18 protein-coding genes are annotated in these 18,386 nt (G+C 68.7%); 12 read left to right on the forward strand and 6 right to left on the reverse strand.

Translation table 11 applies throughout. From position 1 onward, the window contains the following. Positions 1-3: 3 nt before the first annotated feature. Together leuS and B842_RS12830 are read right to left on the reverse strand one after the other, a co-directional pair. Positions 4-2,841, reverse strand: a complete 2,838-nt coding sequence (gene leuS / locus B842_RS12825; protein ID WP_040087092.1) for a leucine--tRNA ligase — start codon at positions 2,839-2,841, stop codon at positions 4-6. Between the two features lie 44 nt (positions 2,842-2,885). Beyond that, positions 2,886-3,080 carry a DUF4177 domain-containing protein gene (locus B842_RS12830; RefSeq protein WP_040087093.1) on the reverse strand — a complete coding sequence of 65 codons (195 nt, stop codon included), beginning with the start codon at positions 3,078-3,080 and terminating at the stop codon, positions 2,886-2,888. Between the two features lie 24 nt (positions 3,081-3,104). On the opposite strand from B842_RS12830, the gene B842_RS12835 reads away from it, so the two are divergent. After that, on the forward strand, positions 3,105-3,524 hold the full coding sequence (locus B842_RS12835) for a YbaN family protein (RefSeq protein WP_245631367.1): 420 nt from the start codon (positions 3,105-3,107) through the stop codon (positions 3,522-3,524). Here B842_RS12835 and B842_RS12840 read toward each other — a convergent pair. Genes B842_RS12840 through B842_RS12850 form a run of 3 tightly spaced genes read right to left on the reverse strand, consistent with a single transcriptional unit; the run spans position 3,475 to position 5,552 of the window. Continuing rightward, positions 3,475-4,020 (reverse strand): hypothetical protein, encoded by a 546-nt coding sequence (locus B842_RS12840; protein WP_040087095.1) that lies wholly within the window; start codon positions 4,018-4,020, stop codon positions 3,475-3,477. The genes B842_RS12835 and B842_RS12840 overlap by 50 nt on opposite strands. Next, a complete protein-coding gene (locus tag B842_RS12845; RefSeq protein ID WP_040087750.1) occupies positions 4,005-4,301 on the reverse strand; it encodes a Rieske 2Fe-2S domain-containing protein in 297 nt (98 codons plus the stop codon). The genes B842_RS12840 and B842_RS12845 overlap by 16 nt, the downstream gene beginning before the upstream one ends. Positions 4,302-4,349: 48 nt before the next feature. Then, complete coding sequence (locus B842_RS12850) at positions 4,350-5,552, reverse strand: dicarboxylate/amino acid:cation symporter (protein WP_040087096.1); 1,203 nt, start codon at positions 5,550-5,552, stop codon at positions 4,350-4,352. Between the two features lie 38 nt (positions 5,553-5,590). On the opposite strand from B842_RS12850, the gene B842_RS12855 reads away from it, so the two are divergent. From B842_RS12855 to B842_RS12905, 11 genes are all read left to right on the forward strand, one after another. After that, entirely contained in the window at positions 5,591-6,040 is a 450-nt protein-coding gene (locus B842_RS12855; protein WP_040087097.1) for an SdpI family protein, read from the forward strand. A gap of 190 nt (positions 6,041-6,230) precedes the next feature. After that, on the forward strand, positions 6,231-7,772 hold the full coding sequence (locus B842_RS12860) for an anthranilate synthase component 1 (RefSeq protein WP_040087099.1): 1,542 nt from the start codon (positions 6,231-6,233) through the stop codon (positions 7,770-7,772). Further along, positions 7,769-8,395: an anthranilate synthase component II gene (locus tag B842_RS12865; RefSeq protein WP_040087101.1), complete on the forward strand. Its 627-nt coding sequence runs from the start codon at positions 7,769-7,771 to the stop codon at positions 8,393-8,395. Before B842_RS12860 ends, B842_RS12865 begins: the two co-directional genes overlap by 4 nt. Further along, entirely contained in the window at positions 8,392-9,420 is a 1,029-nt protein-coding gene (gene trpD, locus B842_RS12870) for an anthranilate phosphoribosyltransferase (RefSeq protein WP_040087102.1), read from the forward strand. Before B842_RS12865 ends, trpD begins: the two co-directional genes overlap by 4 nt. Next, positions 9,407-10,843, forward strand: a complete 1,437-nt coding sequence (gene trpCF / locus B842_RS12875; RefSeq protein ID WP_040087751.1) for a bifunctional indole-3-glycerol-phosphate synthase TrpC/phosphoribosylanthranilate isomerase TrpF — start codon at positions 9,407-9,409, stop codon at positions 10,841-10,843. Before trpD ends, trpCF begins: the two co-directional genes overlap by 14 nt. A gap of 11 nt (positions 10,844-10,854) precedes the next feature. Further along, positions 10,855-12,087, forward strand: coding sequence for a tryptophan synthase subunit beta (trpB, locus tag B842_RS12880; RefSeq protein ID WP_040087103.1), 1,233 nt, complete (start codon positions 10,855-10,857; stop codon positions 12,085-12,087). A gap of 2 nt (positions 12,088-12,089) precedes the next feature. After that, entirely contained in the window at positions 12,090-12,929 is an 840-nt protein-coding gene (gene trpA, locus B842_RS12885) for a tryptophan synthase subunit alpha (RefSeq protein WP_040087104.1), read from the forward strand. 115 nt (positions 12,930-13,044) lie between these two features. After that, positions 13,045-13,860: a MerR family transcriptional regulator gene (locus B842_RS13315; RefSeq protein ID WP_052437953.1), complete on the forward strand. Its 816-nt coding sequence runs from the start codon at positions 13,045-13,047 to the stop codon at positions 13,858-13,860. Beyond that, complete coding sequence (locus B842_RS12895) at positions 13,841-14,722, forward strand: ABC transporter ATP-binding protein (protein WP_040087106.1); 882 nt, start codon at positions 13,841-13,843, stop codon at positions 14,720-14,722. The genes B842_RS13315 and B842_RS12895 overlap by 20 nt, the downstream gene beginning before the upstream one ends. Beyond that, complete coding sequence (locus tag B842_RS12900; protein WP_040087107.1) at positions 14,719-16,293, forward strand: hypothetical protein; 1,575 nt, start codon at positions 14,719-14,721, stop codon at positions 16,291-16,293. The genes B842_RS12895 and B842_RS12900 overlap by 4 nt, the downstream gene beginning before the upstream one ends. 639 nt (positions 16,294-16,932) lie before the next feature. Further along, positions 16,933-17,310 carry a Rieske (2Fe-2S) protein gene (locus B842_RS12905; RefSeq protein ID WP_040087108.1) on the forward strand — a complete coding sequence of 126 codons (378 nt, stop codon included), beginning with the start codon at positions 16,933-16,935 and terminating at the stop codon, positions 17,308-17,310. Here the strand turns inward: B842_RS12905 and B842_RS12910 are convergent. Beyond that, complete coding sequence (locus B842_RS12910; RefSeq protein ID WP_040087753.1) at positions 17,294-18,379, reverse strand: NADH:flavin oxidoreductase/NADH oxidase; 1,086 nt, start codon at positions 18,377-18,379, stop codon at positions 17,294-17,296. The genes B842_RS12905 and B842_RS12910 overlap by 17 nt on opposite strands. Between the last annotated feature and the right edge of the window lie 7 nt (positions 18,380-18,386).

Raw genomic sequence — 18,386 nt, forward strand, 5'->3', positions numbered from 1 at the left:
GGGCTACTTCACCACCAGGTTGACCATGCGGCCCGGGACCACGATCTGCTTGATGAGGTTCTTGCCGGCGACGGCCTCGGCGATACGCGGCTCCTCGAGGACGCGGGCGACGACGGCGTCCTGATCGGCGTCGGCCGGGACCATGACGCGGGCGCGGACCTTGCCGTTGATCTGGACGGGCAGCTCGATCTCGTCGTCGACGAGCCACTTCTCGTCGAACTCCGGGAAAGGCTCGAAGGCGACGGTGTCGGTGTGGCCGAGACGCTTCCACAGCTCCTCCGCGATGTGCGGGGCAACCGGGGCGACCATGATGACCAGCGGCTCGACGGCGGCGGTGGGCACGGCGTCGGGGTAGGTCTTGGTCAGGTAGTTGACGTACTCGATGAGCTTGGCCACGACGGTGTTGACACGCAGGTTGTCGTAGTCGTCACGGACGCCCTCGATGGTGCGGTGGAGCTGCTTGTTGTCGTCGTCGCTGAGAGGGAGGTCCGCGGTGAGGGCGTCACCGGTCTCCTCGCTGACCACCAGACGCCACAGGCGCTGGAGGAAGCGCTGCGCGCCGACGACGTCCTTCGTCGCCCAGGGGCGGGAGGTGTCGAGCGGGCCCATGGACATCTCGTAGACGCGGAGGGTGTCGGCGCCGTAGTTCTCGCAGATGTCGTCCGGGGCGACGGCGTTCTTCAGGGACTTGCCCATCTTGCCGTACTCCTGGGTGACCTCCTCGTCGTTGTAGAAGAACCTGCCGTCCTTCTCCACGACCTCCTCGGCCGGCACGTAGACGCCACGGGCGTCGGTGTAGGCGTAGGCCTGGATGTAGCCCTGGTTGTACAGGCGGCGGTACGGCTCGACGGAGGTGACGTGGCCCAGGTCGTAGAGGACCTTGTGCCAGAAACGGGAGTAGAGCAGGTGCAGCACGGCGTGCTCGACGCCGCCGACGTAGAGGTCGACGCCGCCGCAGTCACCGTCGAACTGCGGGCCCGTCCAGTAGCGCTCGTTCTCGATGTCGACGAGCGCGTCGTCGTTGTTCGGGTCGATGTAGCGCAGCTGGTACCAGGAGGAACCGGCCCACTGCGGCATGACGTTGGTGTCGCGGGTGTAGATCTGCGGGCCGTCACCCAGGTCGAGCTCGACCTCGACCCACTCCTTCGCCTTGGCCAGCGGGGGCTGCGGCTCGGAGTCGGCGTCGTCCGGGTCGAAGGAGACCGGCTTGTAGTCCTCCACCTCGGGCAGCTCGATGGGGAGCATCGACTCGGGGAGGGCGTGGGCCTGGCCCTGCGCGTCGTAGACGATGGGGAAGGGCTCGCCCCAGTAGCGCTGGCGGGCGAACAGCCAGTCGCGGAGCTTGTACTGGATCTTCTCTGTGCCCTTGCCTTCGGCGACGAGCCACGCGATGGTGCGCTCGATGGCGTCGGCCTTGTTCAGACCGTTGATGTCCAGGCCCTCCTGGTTGGCGGAGTTCACCAGGGTGCCGTCGCCGGTCCAGGCGGCCTCGGTGACGTCGCCGCCGGCGACGACCTCGAGGATGGGCAGGCCGAAGACGGTGGCGAACTCGTAGTCGCGGTCGTCGTGGGCCGGGACGGCCATGATGGCGCCGGTGCCGTAGCCGGTGAGGACGTAGTCGGCGATGAAGACCGGGATCTGCGCGCCGTTGACCGGGTTGGTGGCGTAGGCGCCGAGGAAGACGCCGGTCTTGTCCTTGTTCTCCTGACGCTCGACGTCGGACTTGGCAGCGATGGCCTGGCGGTAGGCCTCCACGGCCTCGGCCGGGGTGGCGGCACCGTAGGTCCAGCGCTCGTCGGTGCCCTCGGGGAAGGCGTCGGCCACGAGGACGTCGACAAGCTCATGCTCCGGGGCGAGCACCATGTAGCTCGCGCCGAACAGGGTGTCCGGGCGGGTGGTGAACACGCGGATCGTGTGGCCGGAGGCGTCGAAGTCGACCTCCGCGCCGCGGGAACGGCCGATCCAGTTGCGCTGCATGGACTTGACCTTCTCGGGCCAGTCGAGAAGCTCGAGGTCGTCGATGAGGCGGTCGGAGTACGCGGTGATGCGCATCATCCACTGGGAGAGGTTCTTCCGGAACACCGGGAAGTTGCCGCGCTCGGAACGACCCTCCGCGGTCACCTCCTCGTTCGCCAGCACGGTGCCCAGGCCGGGGCACCAGTTGACCATGGAGTTCGAACGGTAGACCAGGCGGAACTCGTCGAGGGCCTGCTGCTTCTCGACGTCATCCAGCTCGTTGTAGTCACGCCCGTCCTTCGTCTGCAGGGCACCGGACTCCAGCAGCGGGATGAGCTCGTCGATGCGGCGGGCCTTCTGCTGCTCCTCGTCGAACCAGGCGTTGTAGATCTGCAGGAAGATCCACTGGGTCCAGCGGTAGTACTCCGGGTCGGTGGTGGCGATGGAACGGCGACGGTCGTGGCCCAGGCCGAGGGCGTCGAGCTGACGACGCATGTTCTCGATGTTGGCCATCGTCGTGGTGCGCGGGTGCGTGCCCGTCTGGATGGCGTACTGCTCGGCGGGCAGACCGAAGGCATCGTAACCCAGCGTGTGCAGGACGTTCCGGCCCATCATGCGGTGGAAGCGGGCGTAGACGTCCGTGGCGATGTAACCCAGCGGGTGACCGACGTGCAGGCCGGCACCGGAGGGGTAGGGGAACATGTCCTGGACGAAGAGCTTGTCCTTCGGCAGCTCCTGCCCGTCCGCGGGGGCGAGGTCGCCGACCGGGTTCGGGGCGTTGAAGGTGCCGTTGTCCACCCAGTACTGCTGCCAGCTGCGCTCAATGTCGTTGGCCAGTGAAGGGGTGTAACGGAACGCAGGGGTGGATTCACTCGGGTTCGTCATGGTTAAGCAGTGTAGTAGGCGCGCGCACGGACGGACGGTTGAGGCTAGTTCGGACGCTCGAAGACCACGAGCAGGCCGTCGACACCTCCCGGACCGACCCGGCCCTTGACGTCGACGGACGTCATCGACTTGTAGAGCCACCCCTCCCGAGCCTGCTCGTTGAGGATCTTCTCCAGTTTCTTCCCGGACAGCTTGCCACCGATGAGTCCCTCACGGATCTCCACGACCTTGTACTCCATGCCCGCCAGCCTAGACTGACTGGCATGGCCCCGTACCCGGCTGGTGAACTGATGCTGCGGCCGCTCCTCGTCGTCGTCGGAGCGGTGAGCCTGGCGCTCGGCGTCCTCGGCATCGTCCTGCCGGTCCTGCCGACGACGCCGTTCCTGCTGCTCAGCGCGTTCTGCTTCGCCCGCAGCTCGGAACGGCTGCACACCTACCTGGTCAACCACCCCGTGCTGGGCGAGTACATCAGCAACTACCACGACGCCACGATGACACGCGCCCACAAGGTGCGCACGATCGTCATGCTGTGGCTGAGCATCGTGCTCTCGACCGGCTATCTCGCCTGGTCAGGCCGCACGATCCCGGCGGTCATCCTGCCGTTCATCGCGGCGGGGGTGACCGTCCACATCCTCACCCTGCGCCCCCGGCGAGAGCCTCCAGCTCCGCCAGCTGAGCAGTGAGCTTCTCGACGTGCCCCCGTCCCAGCTCCGCCACCTCCGCGTCGGCGCTCGCCGCCGCGTGCTCGGCGAAGGGCAGGATCTGCGTGATGTGGGTGCGCATCTGCGCGACGTAGGCGTCGGCACCGTCCCGGAGAAGGGCCTCCCGCTCCTGCTGGCGCAGGGCGCCGCCGTCGCGGGGGCCGTCGATGAGTTCGTTGAGTTCACCGATGAGCGGGCCGGTGTTCTGCAGGCGGTCCCGGGCGAAGGCCGTGACCTCCGCGGGCACCCCCGGGCGGTCCACGATCATGCCGCTGCGCTGCATCACCTGGCGGTGGTGGCCGAGCAGGGCGAGGAGGGCGTCGCGGTCGGCGGTGACGGTCACGGTCTCCTCGACCGGCGCGGGCGTGTCCGCGGTGACCGTCTCGGTGACCGTCTCCGCCGGGAGAGTGGTGGCGTCCGGCCCGGCCGCGCAGCCGGCGAGGAGCAGGGGCAGCAGGAGGATCAGTCGACGAGCCATACGGTCTCACCCCTGACCTCAACCCGGTGGATCTTCATGGGGACGCGGGCCGGGTAGCGCACCGGGTCGCCGGACCGGAGGTTCCACAGCCCGTGGTGGAGGGGGCACTCGATGACGGCGTCCTCGTGGAGGGTGCCCGTCCTCAGCGACCACCCCACATGCGGGCAGCGGTCCTCGGTGACGTGGAAGTCGCCGTCGAGGTCGCGGATGAGGAGGAGGCCGTCGTCGAGAAGCAGCGTGCCACCGGGGGCGACGTCGTGGATCGAGGCGATGTCCTTCATGCCCACCATGATAGCGGCACCGGACAGACAGCTTGGTCTATCCGGGGGTCAGTGCGGAGCCTCCTCGGAGACCGTCGCCGGAATCTTTCCCCGCGCGAAGCGGTTCACGATCATCGCGATCGCACCGTCGCCGGTGACGTTCGCGGCCGTGCCGAAGGAGTCGACCGCGATGTACGCGGCGATCATGAGGGCGACCTGGGCGTCCGTGAAACCCAGCATGGAGCTGAGCAGGCCGACGGCCGCCATGATCGCGCCGCCCGGCACACCCGGCGCGGCGATCATCGTGACGCCGAGCATGAGGACGAAACCGATCGCCAGACCCGCGGACACGTCGAGGCCCGCCATGTGCACGATGGCGAAAGTGTAGAGGCCGATCTTCATCATCGAGCCGGCCAGGTGGATCGTCGCGCACAGCGGGACGACGAAACCGGCCACGTTGACGTCGACGCCGTTACGCACCGTGGAGGCGTAGGTGACCGGGATCGTCGCCGCGGAGGAGGAGGTGCCCAGGGCGGTGGCGTAGGCCGGCAGCATCGTGCGGAAGGCCCCCAGCGGGTTACGCCCCGTGACGGCACCCGCCACGGTGAACTGGACAGCAAGGAACACGAACGTCATCACCACGGACAGCAGCAGCACCTTGCCGAAGGCCAGCATCGTGTCCATGAGGTTGCCGTTCATGCCCATCGACAGGAACATGCCGAAGATGAACACCGGCAGCAGCGGGATGATGAACGCCGAGATCACCTTCATGACCACCCGCTCCAGGTCACGGGACGCCTTGTAGAGGGTGTCCGACTTCACCGCCGTCATCGACAGGCCCACCGCGAAGGCCAGCAGCAGAGCGGTCATCACCTCGAAGGGTGGGGTCATCTGGATCTCGAAGTAGGGGACCAGCCCGCCCTCCCCGACATCGGTGGCCTGCACCTCCTCCTGTCCCGCGAGCAGCCACGGGTACACCGCCCGGGCGACGACGTAGGCGAGGATGCCGGAGAGGATCGTCGACAGGTAGGCGATGCCCGTGGTCACGCCGAGCCACCTGCCCGCCCCGCGCCCCAGGCCTGCGATGGCCGGGGTGATGAGCGCGAAGATGAGGACGGGGACGAAGAAGCCGAGGAACCCGCCGAACAGACCGTTGAAGGTGGCGAAGATCCGGGCGAGCCAGTCGGGGAAGAAGAGGCTGCACACGATGCCCAGGACGATCGCGAGGATCACCCGGAACAGCAGCGATGAAGTCAGGCGTTTCAGGTCCATGTCAGGAATCTACCCCCGCAGGGTTAGACTCCTGGGTTATGACCGTCATCGCTGTGATTCTGCTCGTCCTCGCCGGGGCCCTGCTGCTTTTCGGCGTGCTCTCCTGGGCGCGGAAACTGCCGGGCAACGCGATCTTCGGCCTGCGTGTCCCGGAGGTCCGTAAGTCGGAGGAGGCCTGGCGCGCCGCCCACGCCGCCGCCGGCCCGATCTGGACCTTCGGTGGCGTGGCCCTGCTCTTCGGCGCCATGCTGGCCTTCGTCAGCGGTGGCTGGATGTGGGTGTTCACCGTGGTGACCCTCCTCGTCGCCCTGGTGGCGCTCTCCCTCGGCGCCAACGTGGGCGCTCGGACCGCCTCGCTCATCGAGGACTCCGGGGACTCCGAGGAGGGCGGCTGCGGCCAGGACTGCAACTGCGGGGCACCCGCCGAGACCCCCGCCGTGGACCTCGCCGCCCTCCGGAAGGCCGCCTCCGAGGCAGATAAAGCGTAGGAGGACTTGCGGAGTCCACCTCCGCGCATTAACGTTTCCTCCTGTGAAGAACATGACGAACACCCAGTGGTGGTGGCGCGCTTAGCGGCGTGCCACGTCTGTTCCTTCCGGCCCGCCAGCTTCCCATGAAGCGCCGCGGGCCTTTTTTGACGGTCGAGCCTGCGGGGCACACTCCCACCGAAAGGCCCGTATGAGCTCCCCGAACATCGTCACCAGGGACGTCCGTTACCACCCGGACGCCTCCGGCCTGTTCGCCCACATCGGCGGCACGGCCGCCCCGGATTCCCTCCTCCTGGAATCGGCGGACATCACCACCCGCTCCGGCATCTCCTCGATGGCGGTCCTCACCTCCTCCGTGCGCCTGACGTGCACCGGCCACACCGTGACCGCGGAGGCGCTGACACCGTCGGGGGAGGTGATCGTCGGGAAGCTCAACGAGCAGCTCGCCGACTACGGCCGCGACACGTTCACGTTCCCGCAGACCACCGCCGTGGACGAGCGGGAACGCCTCACCGCCGTCAGCCCCGTCGAGCCGCTGCGCGCCCTCACGCGGGACGCCGGCTACCGCACCGACACCCTGCCGCTGCTGGCCGGCGGCATCGCCTTCGACTTCCTCGAGACCTTCGAGGAGCTGCCGCCGGTGGGGGAGGGGCCGAACACCTACCCCGACTACCAGTTCGTGCTGGCCGAGATCGTGCTGCACATCAACCACGAGGACCAGACCGCCCAGCTCACGGGCGTCACCTTCGCCGACGCCGCCGACCTCGAGGCACGGATCGCGGAACTCGCCACGCTCATCGACGCCGACGTGCCCACCTACGACGTCGAGCACCACCCGGAGGACGTGCTGCGCGTCGAGGCCGACATCGACGACAGGAAGTTCTGCGCCCACGTGGAGGACCTCAAGGCCAACATCCACAACGGCGACATCTACCAGGTCGTCCCGGCCCGCACCTTCACCGCGCCCTGCCCCGACGCCTTCGCCGCGTACCGCCAGCTGCGCGAGACCAACCCCAGCCCCTACATGTTCTACCAGCGGGGCACCGGCACCAACGGCCGCCCCTTCGAGCTGTTCGGCGCGTCCCCCGAGTCGAACCTCAAGTTCGACGCCGACACCCGCGAGGTGCAGCTCTACCCGATCGCCGGCACCCGCCCGCGCGGCATGAACCCGGACGGCACCATCAACGACGAGCTCGACATCCGCATGGAGCTGGAGCTGCGCACCGACGCCAAGGAGATCGCCGAGCACACCATGCTCGTCGACCTCGCCCGCAACGACCTCGCGCGCGTCGCCGTCCCCGCCACCCGCCGCGTCGCCGACCTCCTCCAGGTGGACCGCTACTCCCGCGTCATGCACCTCGTGTCGCGGGTGACCGCCACTCTCGACCCGTCGCTCGACGCCTTCGACGCCTACCGGGCGTGCATGAACATGGGCACCCTCTCAGGGGCGCCGAAGATCCGGGCGATGGAGCTGCTGCGGGGCGTCGAGAAGCAGCGCCGCGGCTCCTACGGCGGTGCCATCGGCTACCTCAAGGGGGACGGCACGATGGACAACTGCATCGTGATCCGCTCCGCCTTCGTCCAGGACGGCGTCGCCCACGTGCAGGCCGGGGCGGGCGTCGTCCGTGACTCCAGCCCGCAGTCCGAGGCCGATGAGACCCTGCACAAGGCCTACGCCGTCCTCAACGCCATCGCGCTCGCCGCCGACTCGACCCTGGAGGTCATCCGATGACTCACATCGTGCTCGTCGACAACCACGACAGCTTCGTCTACAACCTCGTCGACGCCTTCGCGGAGGCCGGCCACCGGTGCACCGTGTTCCGCAACAGCGTCGCCGTCGAGGACATCCTCGCCGCGGAACCGGACCTCATCTGCCTCTCCCCGGGGCCCGGCTACCCCGCGGACGCCGGCAACCTGCTCGAGCTCGTCGACCGCGTGCTCGGCGAGATTCCGCTGCTCGGGATCTGCCTCGGCTTCCAGGCGCTCATCGAGCACCACGGCGGCACGGTCGAGCCCTGCGGTCCCGTCCACGGCGTCTCCCTGCCGATGGAACTCACCGACGCCGGCGTCGACTCCCCGGTGTTCGCGGGCCTGGCCGTGGACGCGGAGATCCCCGGCGAGGTCGGCCGCCTCGTCCCGGTCGCGCGCTACCACTCGCTCGGCTGCGTCACGGCGCCGGAGGGCGTGACGACGCTCGCCACCACGGACACCCGGGTCGGCGACGTCATCATGGCCGCCGCCATGGACCGGGCGATCGGCCTCCAGTTCCACCCCGAGAGCGTGCTCAGCCCGTCGGGGCCCATCATCCTCAACCGTTGCGTCGAGCAGCTGCTCACCGAAAGGACCCTCCCGTGACCAACCCCGATACCCTGCAGACCCTGCTGCGGTTCCTGGACAACAAGGCCCCGAGCGTCGAGGAGGCCGTCGAGGTCTTCACCCCGATGACCATCGGTGAGTACGACGACGTCCACATCGCCGCGCTGCTGGCGACGATCCGCACCCGCGGCGAGACCTTCGCCGACATCGCCGGCGCCGCCAAGGCCTTCCTCAACGCGGGCCGTCCTTTCCCGGTGTCGGGGGAGGGGGTGCTCGACACCGCCGGCACGGGTGGCGACGGCGCCAACACCATCAACATCACCACCGGCGCCTCCCTCCTGGCCGCCGCGGGTGGCCTCAAGGTGGTCAAGCACGGCAACCGCTCCGTGTCCTCCAGGTCCGGTTCCGCGGACGTCCTCGAGGCCCTCAACATCCCGCTGGACCTCGACCCGGACCGTGCGGTCCGCCAGTTCGAGGCGTCCAACTTCACCTTCCTCTTCGCCCCGGCGTACAACCCGGCGATCGCCCACGCGCAGCCGGTGCGCAAGGCGCTGAAGCTGCCCACCCTCTTCAACGTGCTCGGCCCGCTGCTGTCCCCGGTGCGCCCGGAGTTCCAGATCATGGGCGTGGCCAACCCGGGCCACGGCCAGATGCTCGCCGAGGTGTTCCGTGAGCTCGGCCGCTCACGCGCGCTCGTCGTCCACGGGGCCGGCACCGACGAGATCGCCGTCCACGGCACCACCACCGTATGGGAGCTGAAGGAGGACGGCTCGATCGAGCGTTACGAGATCACGCCGGAGGATCTCGGCGTCGAGAAGTGCTCCCTGGAGGACCTGACGGGCGGTGACGGTGAGGAGAACGCCCGCCACATGCGCGCCATCTTCGACGGCACCGGCCCGGTCGCGCACCGCAACGCCGTCGCCGTCAACGCGGGCGCGATGTTCTATCTCAACTCCCGCGCGGACAGCCTCCGCGAGGGCACCGATCTGGCTCTGCGCCTGCTGGAGGACGGTACAGTCCAGGACTGGATCACCACTCATGAGGGGACTGATTACAGTGTCTAAGCTGCCCACCGTTCTGGAGAGCATCGTCGAGGGCCGTCGCGGCCATCTCCCGGGGATCCGGGAACGCATCGCCCACGTCGATCTCGCCTCGCTCACGCCGTCCACCCGCTCGCTGTACGACGCCCTGCGTGCCGACGGCCGCGGTGGCAACCGCTTCATCATGGAGTGCAAGTCGGCCTCGCCGTCGCTCGGCATGATCCGCGAGCACTACGAGCCGGGCGCCATCGCGCGCGTCTACTCCCGCTACGCCTGCGGCATCTCCGTGCTCTGCGAGCCGGACCGCTTCGGCGGCGACTACGACCACCTGGCCACCGTCGCCTCCTCGACGCACCTGCCGGTGCTGTGCAAGGACTTCATCATCGACGAGGTCCAGATCCACGCCGCCCGCTACTTCGGCGCCGACGCCATCCTGCTGATGCTCTCCGTCCTCAGCGACGAGGAGTACACGGCGCTGGCAGCCGTGGCGGGGGAGTACAACCTGGACATCCTCACCGAGGTCATCGACGAGGAGGAGACCGAGCGCGCCCTGCGTCTGGGCGCGAAGATCATCGGCGTCAACCACCGCAACCTCCACTACCTGTCCATCGATCTCGGCCGCTCGGGTCGGCTGGCGCAGCTCGTGCCCGAGGACGCCGTGGTGGTCTCCGAGTCGGGTATCCGCGACAGCGAGACCGTCCGCCGGCTTGGCGCCCACTCCAACGGCTTCCTCGTCGGTTCGCAGCTGACCTCCCAGCCGGACATCGATCTCGCGGCCCGCTCCCTGGTCTACGGCCCGAACAAGGTCTGCGGTCTGGGTTCCCCCTCGGCCGCCCAGGCGGCTGCCGCGGCGGGCGCCGTGTACGGCGGCCTCATCTTCGAGGAGGCCTCCCCGCGCAATGTTTCACGTGAAACCGCGCAGCAGATCATCGGTGCCGAGCCGGGCCTGAGGTACGTGGCCGTCTCCCGCCGCACCTCCGGCTACGCGGAGCTGTGCTTGGACGGCGTGAGCGCCGTGCAGATCCACGCCCCGCTCCAGGGTTCCGTGGAGGCCGAGCGCGAGCTCATCGCCGCGGTCCGCGCCGAGGTGCCCGCGGGCGTCGAGGTGTGGCGCGCGGTGTCCATGACCTCCGAGGGGGGAGTGGAGACCGCCCTGGCCCTCGCCGACGCCAACGCAGTGGACATGCTCGTCCTCGACTCCGGGGACGGCGGCACCGGCACCGCCTTCGACTGGTCCACCATCCCCGCCGGAGTCACGCAGAAGTCCCTCCTCGCCGGCGGCCTGGCCCCCGCCAACCTGCACGAGGCACTCACCGTCGGCTGCCTCGGCCTCGACCTCAACTCCGGCGTGGAGTACCCCGCCGGAGCAGGGGAGTGGGCCGGCCGCAAGGACGCCGGGGCCCTGCGCACCGTCTTCGCCGCCATCCGCGCATTCAGCTACGAATAGGAACGATACCCATGACCACCTCCACCGACCGCGACGGCGGCGCGACCATCCTGCCCGCCTACTTCGGCGAATTCGGCGGACAGTTCGTCCCCGAGTCGCTCATCCCGGCGCTCGACGAACTGGAGCAGGCCTTCGTCGACGCCCAGAACGACCCGGCCTTCCGCGAGGAACTGGCCACCTACCTCCGCGACTACCTCGGTCGCCCCACCCCGCTCACCGAGTGCTCGAACCTGCCGCAGGAGGGGGAGGGGCGCGGCCACGCGCGGATCTTCCTCAAGCGGGAGGACCTCGTCCACGGCGGCGCGCACAAGACCAACCAGGTCATCGGCCAGGCCCTGCTGGCCAAGCGCATGGGCAAGAAGCGCATCATCGCCGAGACCGGCGCCGGCCAGCACGGCACCGCCACGGCGCTGGCCTGCTCCCTCCTCGGCCTCGAGTGCGTCATCTACATGGGCGCCAAGGACGTCGAGCGCCAGCAGCCCAACGTGTTCCGCATGAAGCTCATGGGCGCCACCGTCATCCCGGTGGCCACCGGCTCCGGCACCCTCAAGGACGCCGTGAGCGAGGCGCTGCGCGACTGGACCGCCACCTTCCACGAGTCCCACTACCTCCTGGGCACCGCCGCCGGCCCGCACCCCTTCCCGACGATCGTCCGCGAGTTCCACCGCGTCATCTCCGAGGAGGCCAAGGCGCAGATGCTCGAGCGCACCGGGGGCCTGCCCGACGTCGTCGTCGCCTGCGTCGGCGGCGGCTCCAACGCCATCGGCATGTTCGCGGAGTTCATCGACGAGGAGGGCGTCGAGCTCGTCGGCGTCGAGCCGGGCGGCCTGGGGCTGGACTCCGGCAAGCACGGCGCCACCATCAACGCCGGGCAGATCGGCATCCTCCACGGCGCGCGCAGCTACCTCATGCGCAACTCCGACGGTCAGGTGGAGGAGTCCTACTCCATCTCCGCCGGCCTCGACTACCCCGGCGTCGGCCCGCAGCACGCACACCTCCACGCCACCGGCCGCGCCACCTATGTGGGCATCACCGACCGGGAGGCCCTCGACGCCTTCCAGGCGCTCGCACTCCACGAGGGCATCATCCCCGCCCTCGAGTCCTCCCACGCCATGGCCTACGCCCTCAAGCGCGCCCGCCTGGCGGAGGAGAACAACGAGAACATCACCATCCTCGTGTCCCTGTCCGGCCGCGGAGACAAGGACGTCGACCACGTCCGCCGCACCCTTGAGGAGGCCCAGTAGCCATGTCCACCCGTTACGAGAAGCTCTTCACCGACCTCGCGGAGAAGGGGGAGGGCGCCTTCGTCCCCTTCCTCATGCTGGGTGACCCCACCCCGGCCGACGCCCTCGAGATCGTGCGCACCGTCGTGGAGGCGGGTGCCGACGCCCTCGAGCTCGGCGTCCCCTTCTCCGACCCGGTCGCCGACGGCCCGACGATCCAGACCTCCCACATCCGCGCCCTCGACGGGGGAGTGACGGTCGACGACGCCCTGAACCAGATCCGCACCATCCGCGCCGAGTTCCCCGACCTGCCGATCGGCATGCTCATCTACGGCAACGTCCCCTTCACCCGCGGCCTGGACAGCTTCTACCGCGAGTTCGCGGAGGCGGGCGCCGACTCGATCCTCATCCCCGACGTCCCCGTCCGGGAGGGTGCCCCCTTCATCGCCGCCGCCGAGGCCGCCGGCATCGACCCGATCTTCATCGCCCCGGCCCAGGCCGCCGAGAGGACCCTCGAGGGGGTCGCCGCCCACTCGCGCGGCTACATCTACGCCATCTCCCGCGACGGCGTCACGGGCACCGAGCGCGAGTCCTCGGTGACCGGCCTGTCCGAGGTGGTGGAGAACGTCCGCCGCTTCGGGGGCGCACCGATCCTCCTCGGCTTCGGCATCTCCACCCCGGCACACGTCGCCGACGCCATCGCGGCCGGCGCGGCGGGCGCCATCTCCGGTTCCGCGATCACCAAGATCATCAACCGCTACGTCGAGGGCGAGCACCCGGAGCCGGGCCGCGTCACCGACATGGCCGCCCTCAAGGGCGAGCTCCACGAGTTCGTCTCCGCCATGAAGGCGGCCACCCGCTAGGTTCCACGACAGACGCCCCCGCAATGTGCGGGGGCGTTTTTCTTTGCGACGCGCGCGGGCCACCGGACACGCCGACCCTTGACAGCGACGTAACGTCACAGTGCATCCTGGGGTCATGAAGATCAAGGATCTGGCGGATCTCGTGGGAACCACCCCCCGGGCGATCCGTCACTACCACCATGAGGGGCTGCTGCCGGTGCCCACAAATCCGGGGGTCCGGGACTACTCCCTCGACCACGCCGTCCGCCTGGTCCGCATTCGACATCTGTCTGAATCCGGGCTCAGTCTGGGGACAGTGCGGGAGCTGCTGCACAATCCCGACATGAGCCTCGACGAGGAGCTCGCTGCCGCCGAGGCCGGGATCGACGCACAGATCGAGGAGCTGGAACGGAGGCGAGGTCGACTCCGGGAGTTGCGGAGGCAACACGAGGCGGGGGACACGAGCGACCCCCTGCCGTACTCCGTTCCGGAGCGCCTGTCCCGCTTCTACGACCAGGTGGGGCCGCGGCTCTCTGCCGAGGCACGGCCCTCCTTCGAGATCGAACGGCGCGCCATGGAGGTGGCCGTCCGCATCCCCTTCGCGGCCGCGCTCATTGACGACTGGCTCACCGGATTCACGCCCGAGCGACTGGAGGCGACGGTGGACATCTACCACTTCTTCGACTCTCTTCCGGGCATGTCCAAGGAGGATGCTGAGGCCCGCTTCTCGACGGAGCTGGCGCGCTACCGCGCCGTCTTCGGCCCGGACTGGGGCGTCAACCACCGCGCGTGGCGGCAGACGATACGGCCCATCCTCCGCACGCCGGGAGTGATGACCCTGCTCTCCAAGGCCTATCCGCACCCCAACCAACAGCGGTTCATCGAGATCTTTCTCGAGGAAATCGCAGAACTCATGGAAGGGGGAGTTTCACGTGAAACATCCAGTCATTGAGGTCACCGGCCTGACCAAGAAGTTCGGCACCTTCCGGGCTCTCGACAACTTCACCATGTCCGTGGAGGAGGGGACGATCCACGGATTTCTCGGCCCCAACGGCTCCGGCAAGTCGACCACGATCCGCATCCTTCTGGGCGTACTGCACCCGACGTCGGGCACCGCGCGAGTGCTGGGGAAGGACCCGCGCCGGCACCCCTCCATCCTCCGGCGGGTCGGATACATCCCGGGGGACGTGGCGCTGTGGCCCACCCTCACGGGACGCGAGGTGTTCCGCGCCCTGGAATCGCTCCGCGGACGCCCCACGGATCGGGACCGCGAGGAGGAACTCATCGAGGCCTTCAAGCTGGATCCCGACAAGAAGACGCGGGACTACTCAACGGGCAACCGTCGGAAAGTGAGTCTCGTGGCGGCCCTGTCCACCGGGGCGGACGTGTTCATTCTCGACGAACCCACGGCCGGCCTCGACCCCCTCATGGAGCAGGTCTTCGTCCGGGAGCTCACGCGCGAGCGCGACAGGGGGGCCACGGTCCTCCTCTCGAGCCACATCATGAGCGAAGTGGAGAAGCTCTGCGACCACGTGACGATCATCCGCGATGGGCGGGCGGCGGAGTCGGGGAGCGTCGAGAAGCTCAGGCACCTGTCCGCCCACGAAATCACCGCGCGGGTTTCACGTGAAACATCGGCGCTCGCCGCCCTGCCGGGTGCCGAGTGGCGCGACGACACCTTCCGCATCACCACCGCCCGCGATGAGGTGCCACGAATCCTGCGGCTCGTTCTCGACGCCGGGGGAGTGGACGTCACCTCCACGCCCGCCAGCCTCGAGGACATGTTCCTCCAGCACTACGGAGACGAATCATGATCCGGCTCAACCTCCGACTGCGGCGCACCTTCCTCATCATCTGGAGCCTGTCGCTCTGGGCGGTGTTCGCGATCTTCCCTCCCGCGTACCAGAACTACTATCCGACGCCCGCGGACCGCCACTCCTTCCTCCTGGGCATGCAGCAGAACGCCGGAATGGTGGCTCTGTGGGGACCACTCGAGGATCCGCCCACCCTCGGCCAGATCGTCATGTGGGAGGCGGGGTCGATGATGATCATCCTGGGTTCCGTCATGAGCGTGCTCCTCTTCGTCGGCGTGCACCGAAGATCCGAGGCGCTCGGTCTCACCGAACTCCAGCTGTCCACCGGCATCAGCCGGATGGCACCCGCCGCTGCGGCCCTCGTGACCACTGTCATCGCCGCACTCATCGTCGGGCTCGGCAGTGCCGGCGTGTTGTGGCTCTCCTCCCTCTACGTCGAGGAGATGCCTATCGGGGGTGCCGTGAGCTCCGGGGCGGTCATCGCCCTCACCATGATCGGCTCCACGCTCCTGGCGCACCTGGTGCTCCTCTTCGTGGACAACCCGGCATCCGTCACACGGATCGCTCTGCTGACGGTGGCGGGCTCCTTCATCGCCCGCTCAGTCGCCGACTCCGAGGAATTCGGGTGGCTCAACTGGGTGTCACCGCTGGGATGGAAGACCGTCGTCCACCCCTATGTGGCGGATGACTGGCGCAGCATCGTGCTCCTCGCCCTCCTCTGCGCGGGAGTGGGCGGGCTCCTCCTGTGGGCCGAGCGGTACAGGGAGTACGGACGTGCCCTCGTCACCCTACCCACCTTCACCCGCACCCGTGCCCGCCGCATCCACGGTCCGGTGCACCTCGCCTCCGTCCTCCACCGCGGGACGGTGCTCGCCTGGGCGGTCGTCATCGCGGTCCTCGCCGCCTTCATCATCGCGCTCACCGGATCGCTCAGCGGATGGATGGAGACGGAGGCGAACGTCGGGCAGATCTTCAAGGACATCTTCGGGGAAGGCGACATGAAGGCGGAGTTCATCGCCTACACCGCCAAGCTCTGCGGCATCCTCGTCGCCACCTACGGTATCCAGGTCATCGTCGGACACCGGGCGGGCGAGCTCGACCGCACCGTCGATCTGCAGAGATCCACCGGCCTCCGCCGCTGGGTTCCCCTCGCATCTGTCACCGCGGTGAGCGTCGGGGGCGTACTGCTCGGCACACTCGCCATCCTCGGTGGGGGAGCAGTCGGTCTGTGGACCCAGGAGTCCACCACCTCCGTGGACTACGACAACCTGGTGCCGGCGGCCTGGTCCCAACTGGCTCCCGCGCTTCTGCTCACTGCAGTCGCGGTACTGCTCGTCGGCTGGGTGCCGCGCCTGACGCACCTCGCCTGGGCCCCGGTCGTCAGCGCCGCGGTACTCACCCTCTTCGGTCCGATCCTCAGCGCCCCGCAGTGGATGATCGACCTCTCGCCGTTCGAGTACCCGGTGAGCTCCACCAGTGGCGAATGGACGACACACCTCTGGATGGGTCTCGGCGCGATGGCGCTCATGGGCCTCGGGCTGCTGGGCTCGCAGCGGAGGGAGATCCTGTAAGCAGCAGACGGCCGCGCCATCCTTCCCCAGCGAGGATGGCGCGGCCGTCTGCTCTCCAGAAGGGTGGGGGAGCGGAACCGACATCCACGCAAGGCACTGGTGACCGGCGGCTCCCGGAAATGACCGACACTGAGGGGCAGCAAATGGGGCGCTAGGGCCAGCCCGCTGGCATCACTGCGGTGGATCACAGGGCAGACGGCCACGGCCAGCTGCGGGATGGGGGGACGCAGGGCACGCCCCGGAGATTGTCATTCCACTCGAGGCCGGGGAAGTGGTGGATGCTGCGGATCACTACCGAGGAGCTCTCTCCGGCCGCGTCCAATGACCGAGAGAATGCCCGACGCAGAGCAGGTCCGGTTTGTGTAGTTTCACTGGCTGGGAGGTGGAGTCCACGTGAAGTTGCAGAGTCCCCACTCCACCGCCAGTCCCCGAGACCATAGGACAGGGGACCACCTACGTCACAGTGACGTAATTCCCAACAAAGCCACCCAGAAGCCAACCAATTACGTCACAAATAAGTCACGTCAATCATGGGGCACCACAATTCCCGTGCCACACCATTCTGTAAGACATCAATAGTGGGGGACCGGAGCTCTCAGAACGACTCCCCGACAGCGCCGACACGGGCATACTGTGGGTATGTCTGATTCCATCACCTGCTCACGACGCATGTTCCTGCTCGGCACCGCGACGACTTTCGCGGGTGCCTTCCTCGCCGCCTGCGGTAGCGAACCCGACGCCGAGATCGCGGCGGCCGACGTCCCGGTGGGCAGCGCCACCATCTTCGACGGCTTCATCATTGCACAGCCGGTCGAGGGCACGTACGTCGCCTACTCCCAGACCTGCCCGCACCAGCGCAGCCCCATCACCGAGGTGGAGGGGGACACCGTGAGGTGCACCGCCCACAACTCGATCTTCCACATCGCGGACGGCTCGGTCATCTCGGGCCCGTCCCGGGACCCGCTCTACCCGGCGAAGGTCTCGCAGAGCGGCGGCACGCTCAACGTCTCCAAGTAGCGCGCCAGTAGGAGCCGGGGTAGGGGATCTCGCCCCGCTCCAGTCCGAGCTCGTGGGCGGCACGCAGCGCCCACCCGGACTCGCGGAGGGCCGCGCGGCCGATGAGGATGACGTCGGCCCGGTCCTCCCGGAGGATCTCCTCGGCCTGCTCCGGTTCGGTGATCATGCCGACGGCGGCCGTCGGTATGCCGGCCTCCCGGCGGATCGTCTCCGCGAAGGGCACCTGGAAACCGGGGCCGGTGGGGATCTTCGCCGGGGCGGCACCGCCGGTGGAGACGTCGATGAGGTCGACACCGGCGTCGCGAAGCAGTGCGGCGAGACGCACGGACTGCTCGAGGTCCCATGCGCCGTCGATCCAGTCGGTGGCGGAGATGCGCACCAGCAGCGGCATGCCCTCCGGGATGACCGCCCGCACCGCCGCGACGACGGCGAGGAAGAGGCGGGTGCGGTTCTCGAAGGAGCCGCCCCACTCGTCGGTGCGCCGGTTCGCCAGGGGAGTGAGGAACTGGTGGAGCAGGTAGCCGTGGGCGCCGTGGATCTCGACGGTGTCGAAACCCGCCCGCACCGCACGTTCGGCGGCGGCGGCGAACTGACCGGGGATCGCCGCGATCTCCTCGGCACTCATCTCGCGGGGCGCGTCGAGACCCTCCTGCGCGACGGCGGAGGGACCGATGGTGTGCCAGCCGCCGTGGCCGACGGGGACGGTGCCCTCGCCCAGGCCCGGACGCCAGGGGGTGGTGGACGCCTTGCGACCGGCGTGGTTGAGCTGGATGCCCATCTTCGCGCCCTGCGCGTGGACGAACTGGACGATGCGCGCCCAGGCCTTCTCCTGGCGGTCGTTCCACAGGCCGGTGCAGAGCGGGGAGATGCGCCCCTCGGGGACCACGCCGGTCGCCTCCGCGATGAGGAGGCCGAAACCGCCGGCGGCGCGGGCGCCGTAGTGGACGAGGTGCCAGTCCTCGGGGGTGCCGTCGGAATCGAAGGCGTGGTACTGGCACATGGGCGGCATCCACGCCCGGTTGCGGATCTCCAGATCGCGCAGGCGCAGCGGCGAGAAAAGTAGCGTCATGTGCCCC

It is taken from the genome of Corynebacterium humireducens NBRC 106098 = DSM 45392 (genome assembly GCF_000819445.1).
Taxonomy (GTDB): Bacteria; Actinomycetota; Actinomycetes; order Mycobacteriales; family Mycobacteriaceae; genus Corynebacterium; species Corynebacterium humireducens.

Excerpts from the sequence above, each read along its gene's own strand:
- B842_RS12860 (WP_040087099.1), top strand. The coding sequence starts at position 6,231 with ATGAGCTCCCCGAACATCGTCACCAGGGACGTCCGTTACCACCCGGAC.
- B842_RS12910 (WP_040087753.1), bottom strand. The coding sequence starts at position 18,379 with ATGACGCTACTTTTCTCGCCGCTGCGCCTGCGCGATCTGGAGATCCGC.
- leuS (WP_040087092.1), bottom strand. The coding sequence starts at position 2,841 with ATGACGAACCCGAGTGAATCCACCCCTGCGTTCCGTTACACCCCTTCA.
- B842_RS13315 (WP_052437953.1), top strand. The coding sequence starts at position 13,045 with ATGAAGATCAAGGATCTGGCGGATCTCGTGGGAACCACCCCCCGGGCG.
- B842_RS12855 (WP_040087097.1), top strand. The coding sequence starts at position 5,591 with ATGACCGTCATCGCTGTGATTCTGCTCGTCCTCGCCGGGGCCCTGCTG.
- B842_RS12905 (WP_040087108.1), top strand. The coding sequence starts at position 16,933 with ATGTCTGATTCCATCACCTGCTCACGACGCATGTTCCTGCTCGGCACC.
- B842_RS12840 (WP_040087095.1), bottom strand. The coding sequence starts at position 4,020 with ATGGCTCGTCGACTGATCCTCCTGCTGCCCCTGCTCCTCGCCGGCTGC.
- B842_RS12900 (WP_040087107.1), top strand. The coding sequence starts at position 14,719 with ATGATCCGGCTCAACCTCCGACTGCGGCGCACCTTCCTCATCATCTGG.
- B842_RS12850 (WP_040087096.1), bottom strand. The coding sequence starts at position 5,552 with ATGGACCTGAAACGCCTGACTTCATCGCTGCTGTTCCGGGTGATCCTC.
- trpA (WP_040087104.1), top strand. The coding sequence starts at position 12,090 with ATGTCCACCCGTTACGAGAAGCTCTTCACCGACCTCGCGGAGAAGGGG.
- B842_RS12830 (WP_040087093.1), bottom strand. The coding sequence starts at position 3,080 with ATGGAGTACAAGGTCGTGGAGATCCGTGAGGGACTCATCGGTGGCAAG.
- trpB (WP_040087103.1), top strand. The coding sequence starts at position 10,855 with ATGACCACCTCCACCGACCGCGACGGCGGCGCGACCATCCTGCCCGCC.
- B842_RS12835 (WP_245631367.1), top strand. The coding sequence starts at position 3,105 with ATGGCCCCGTACCCGGCTGGTGAACTGATGCTGCGGCCGCTCCTCGTC.
- B842_RS12845 (WP_040087750.1), bottom strand. The coding sequence starts at position 4,301 with ATGAAGGACATCGCCTCGATCCACGACGTCGCCCCCGGTGGCACGCTG.
- B842_RS12865 (WP_040087101.1), top strand. The coding sequence starts at position 7,769 with ATGACTCACATCGTGCTCGTCGACAACCACGACAGCTTCGTCTACAAC.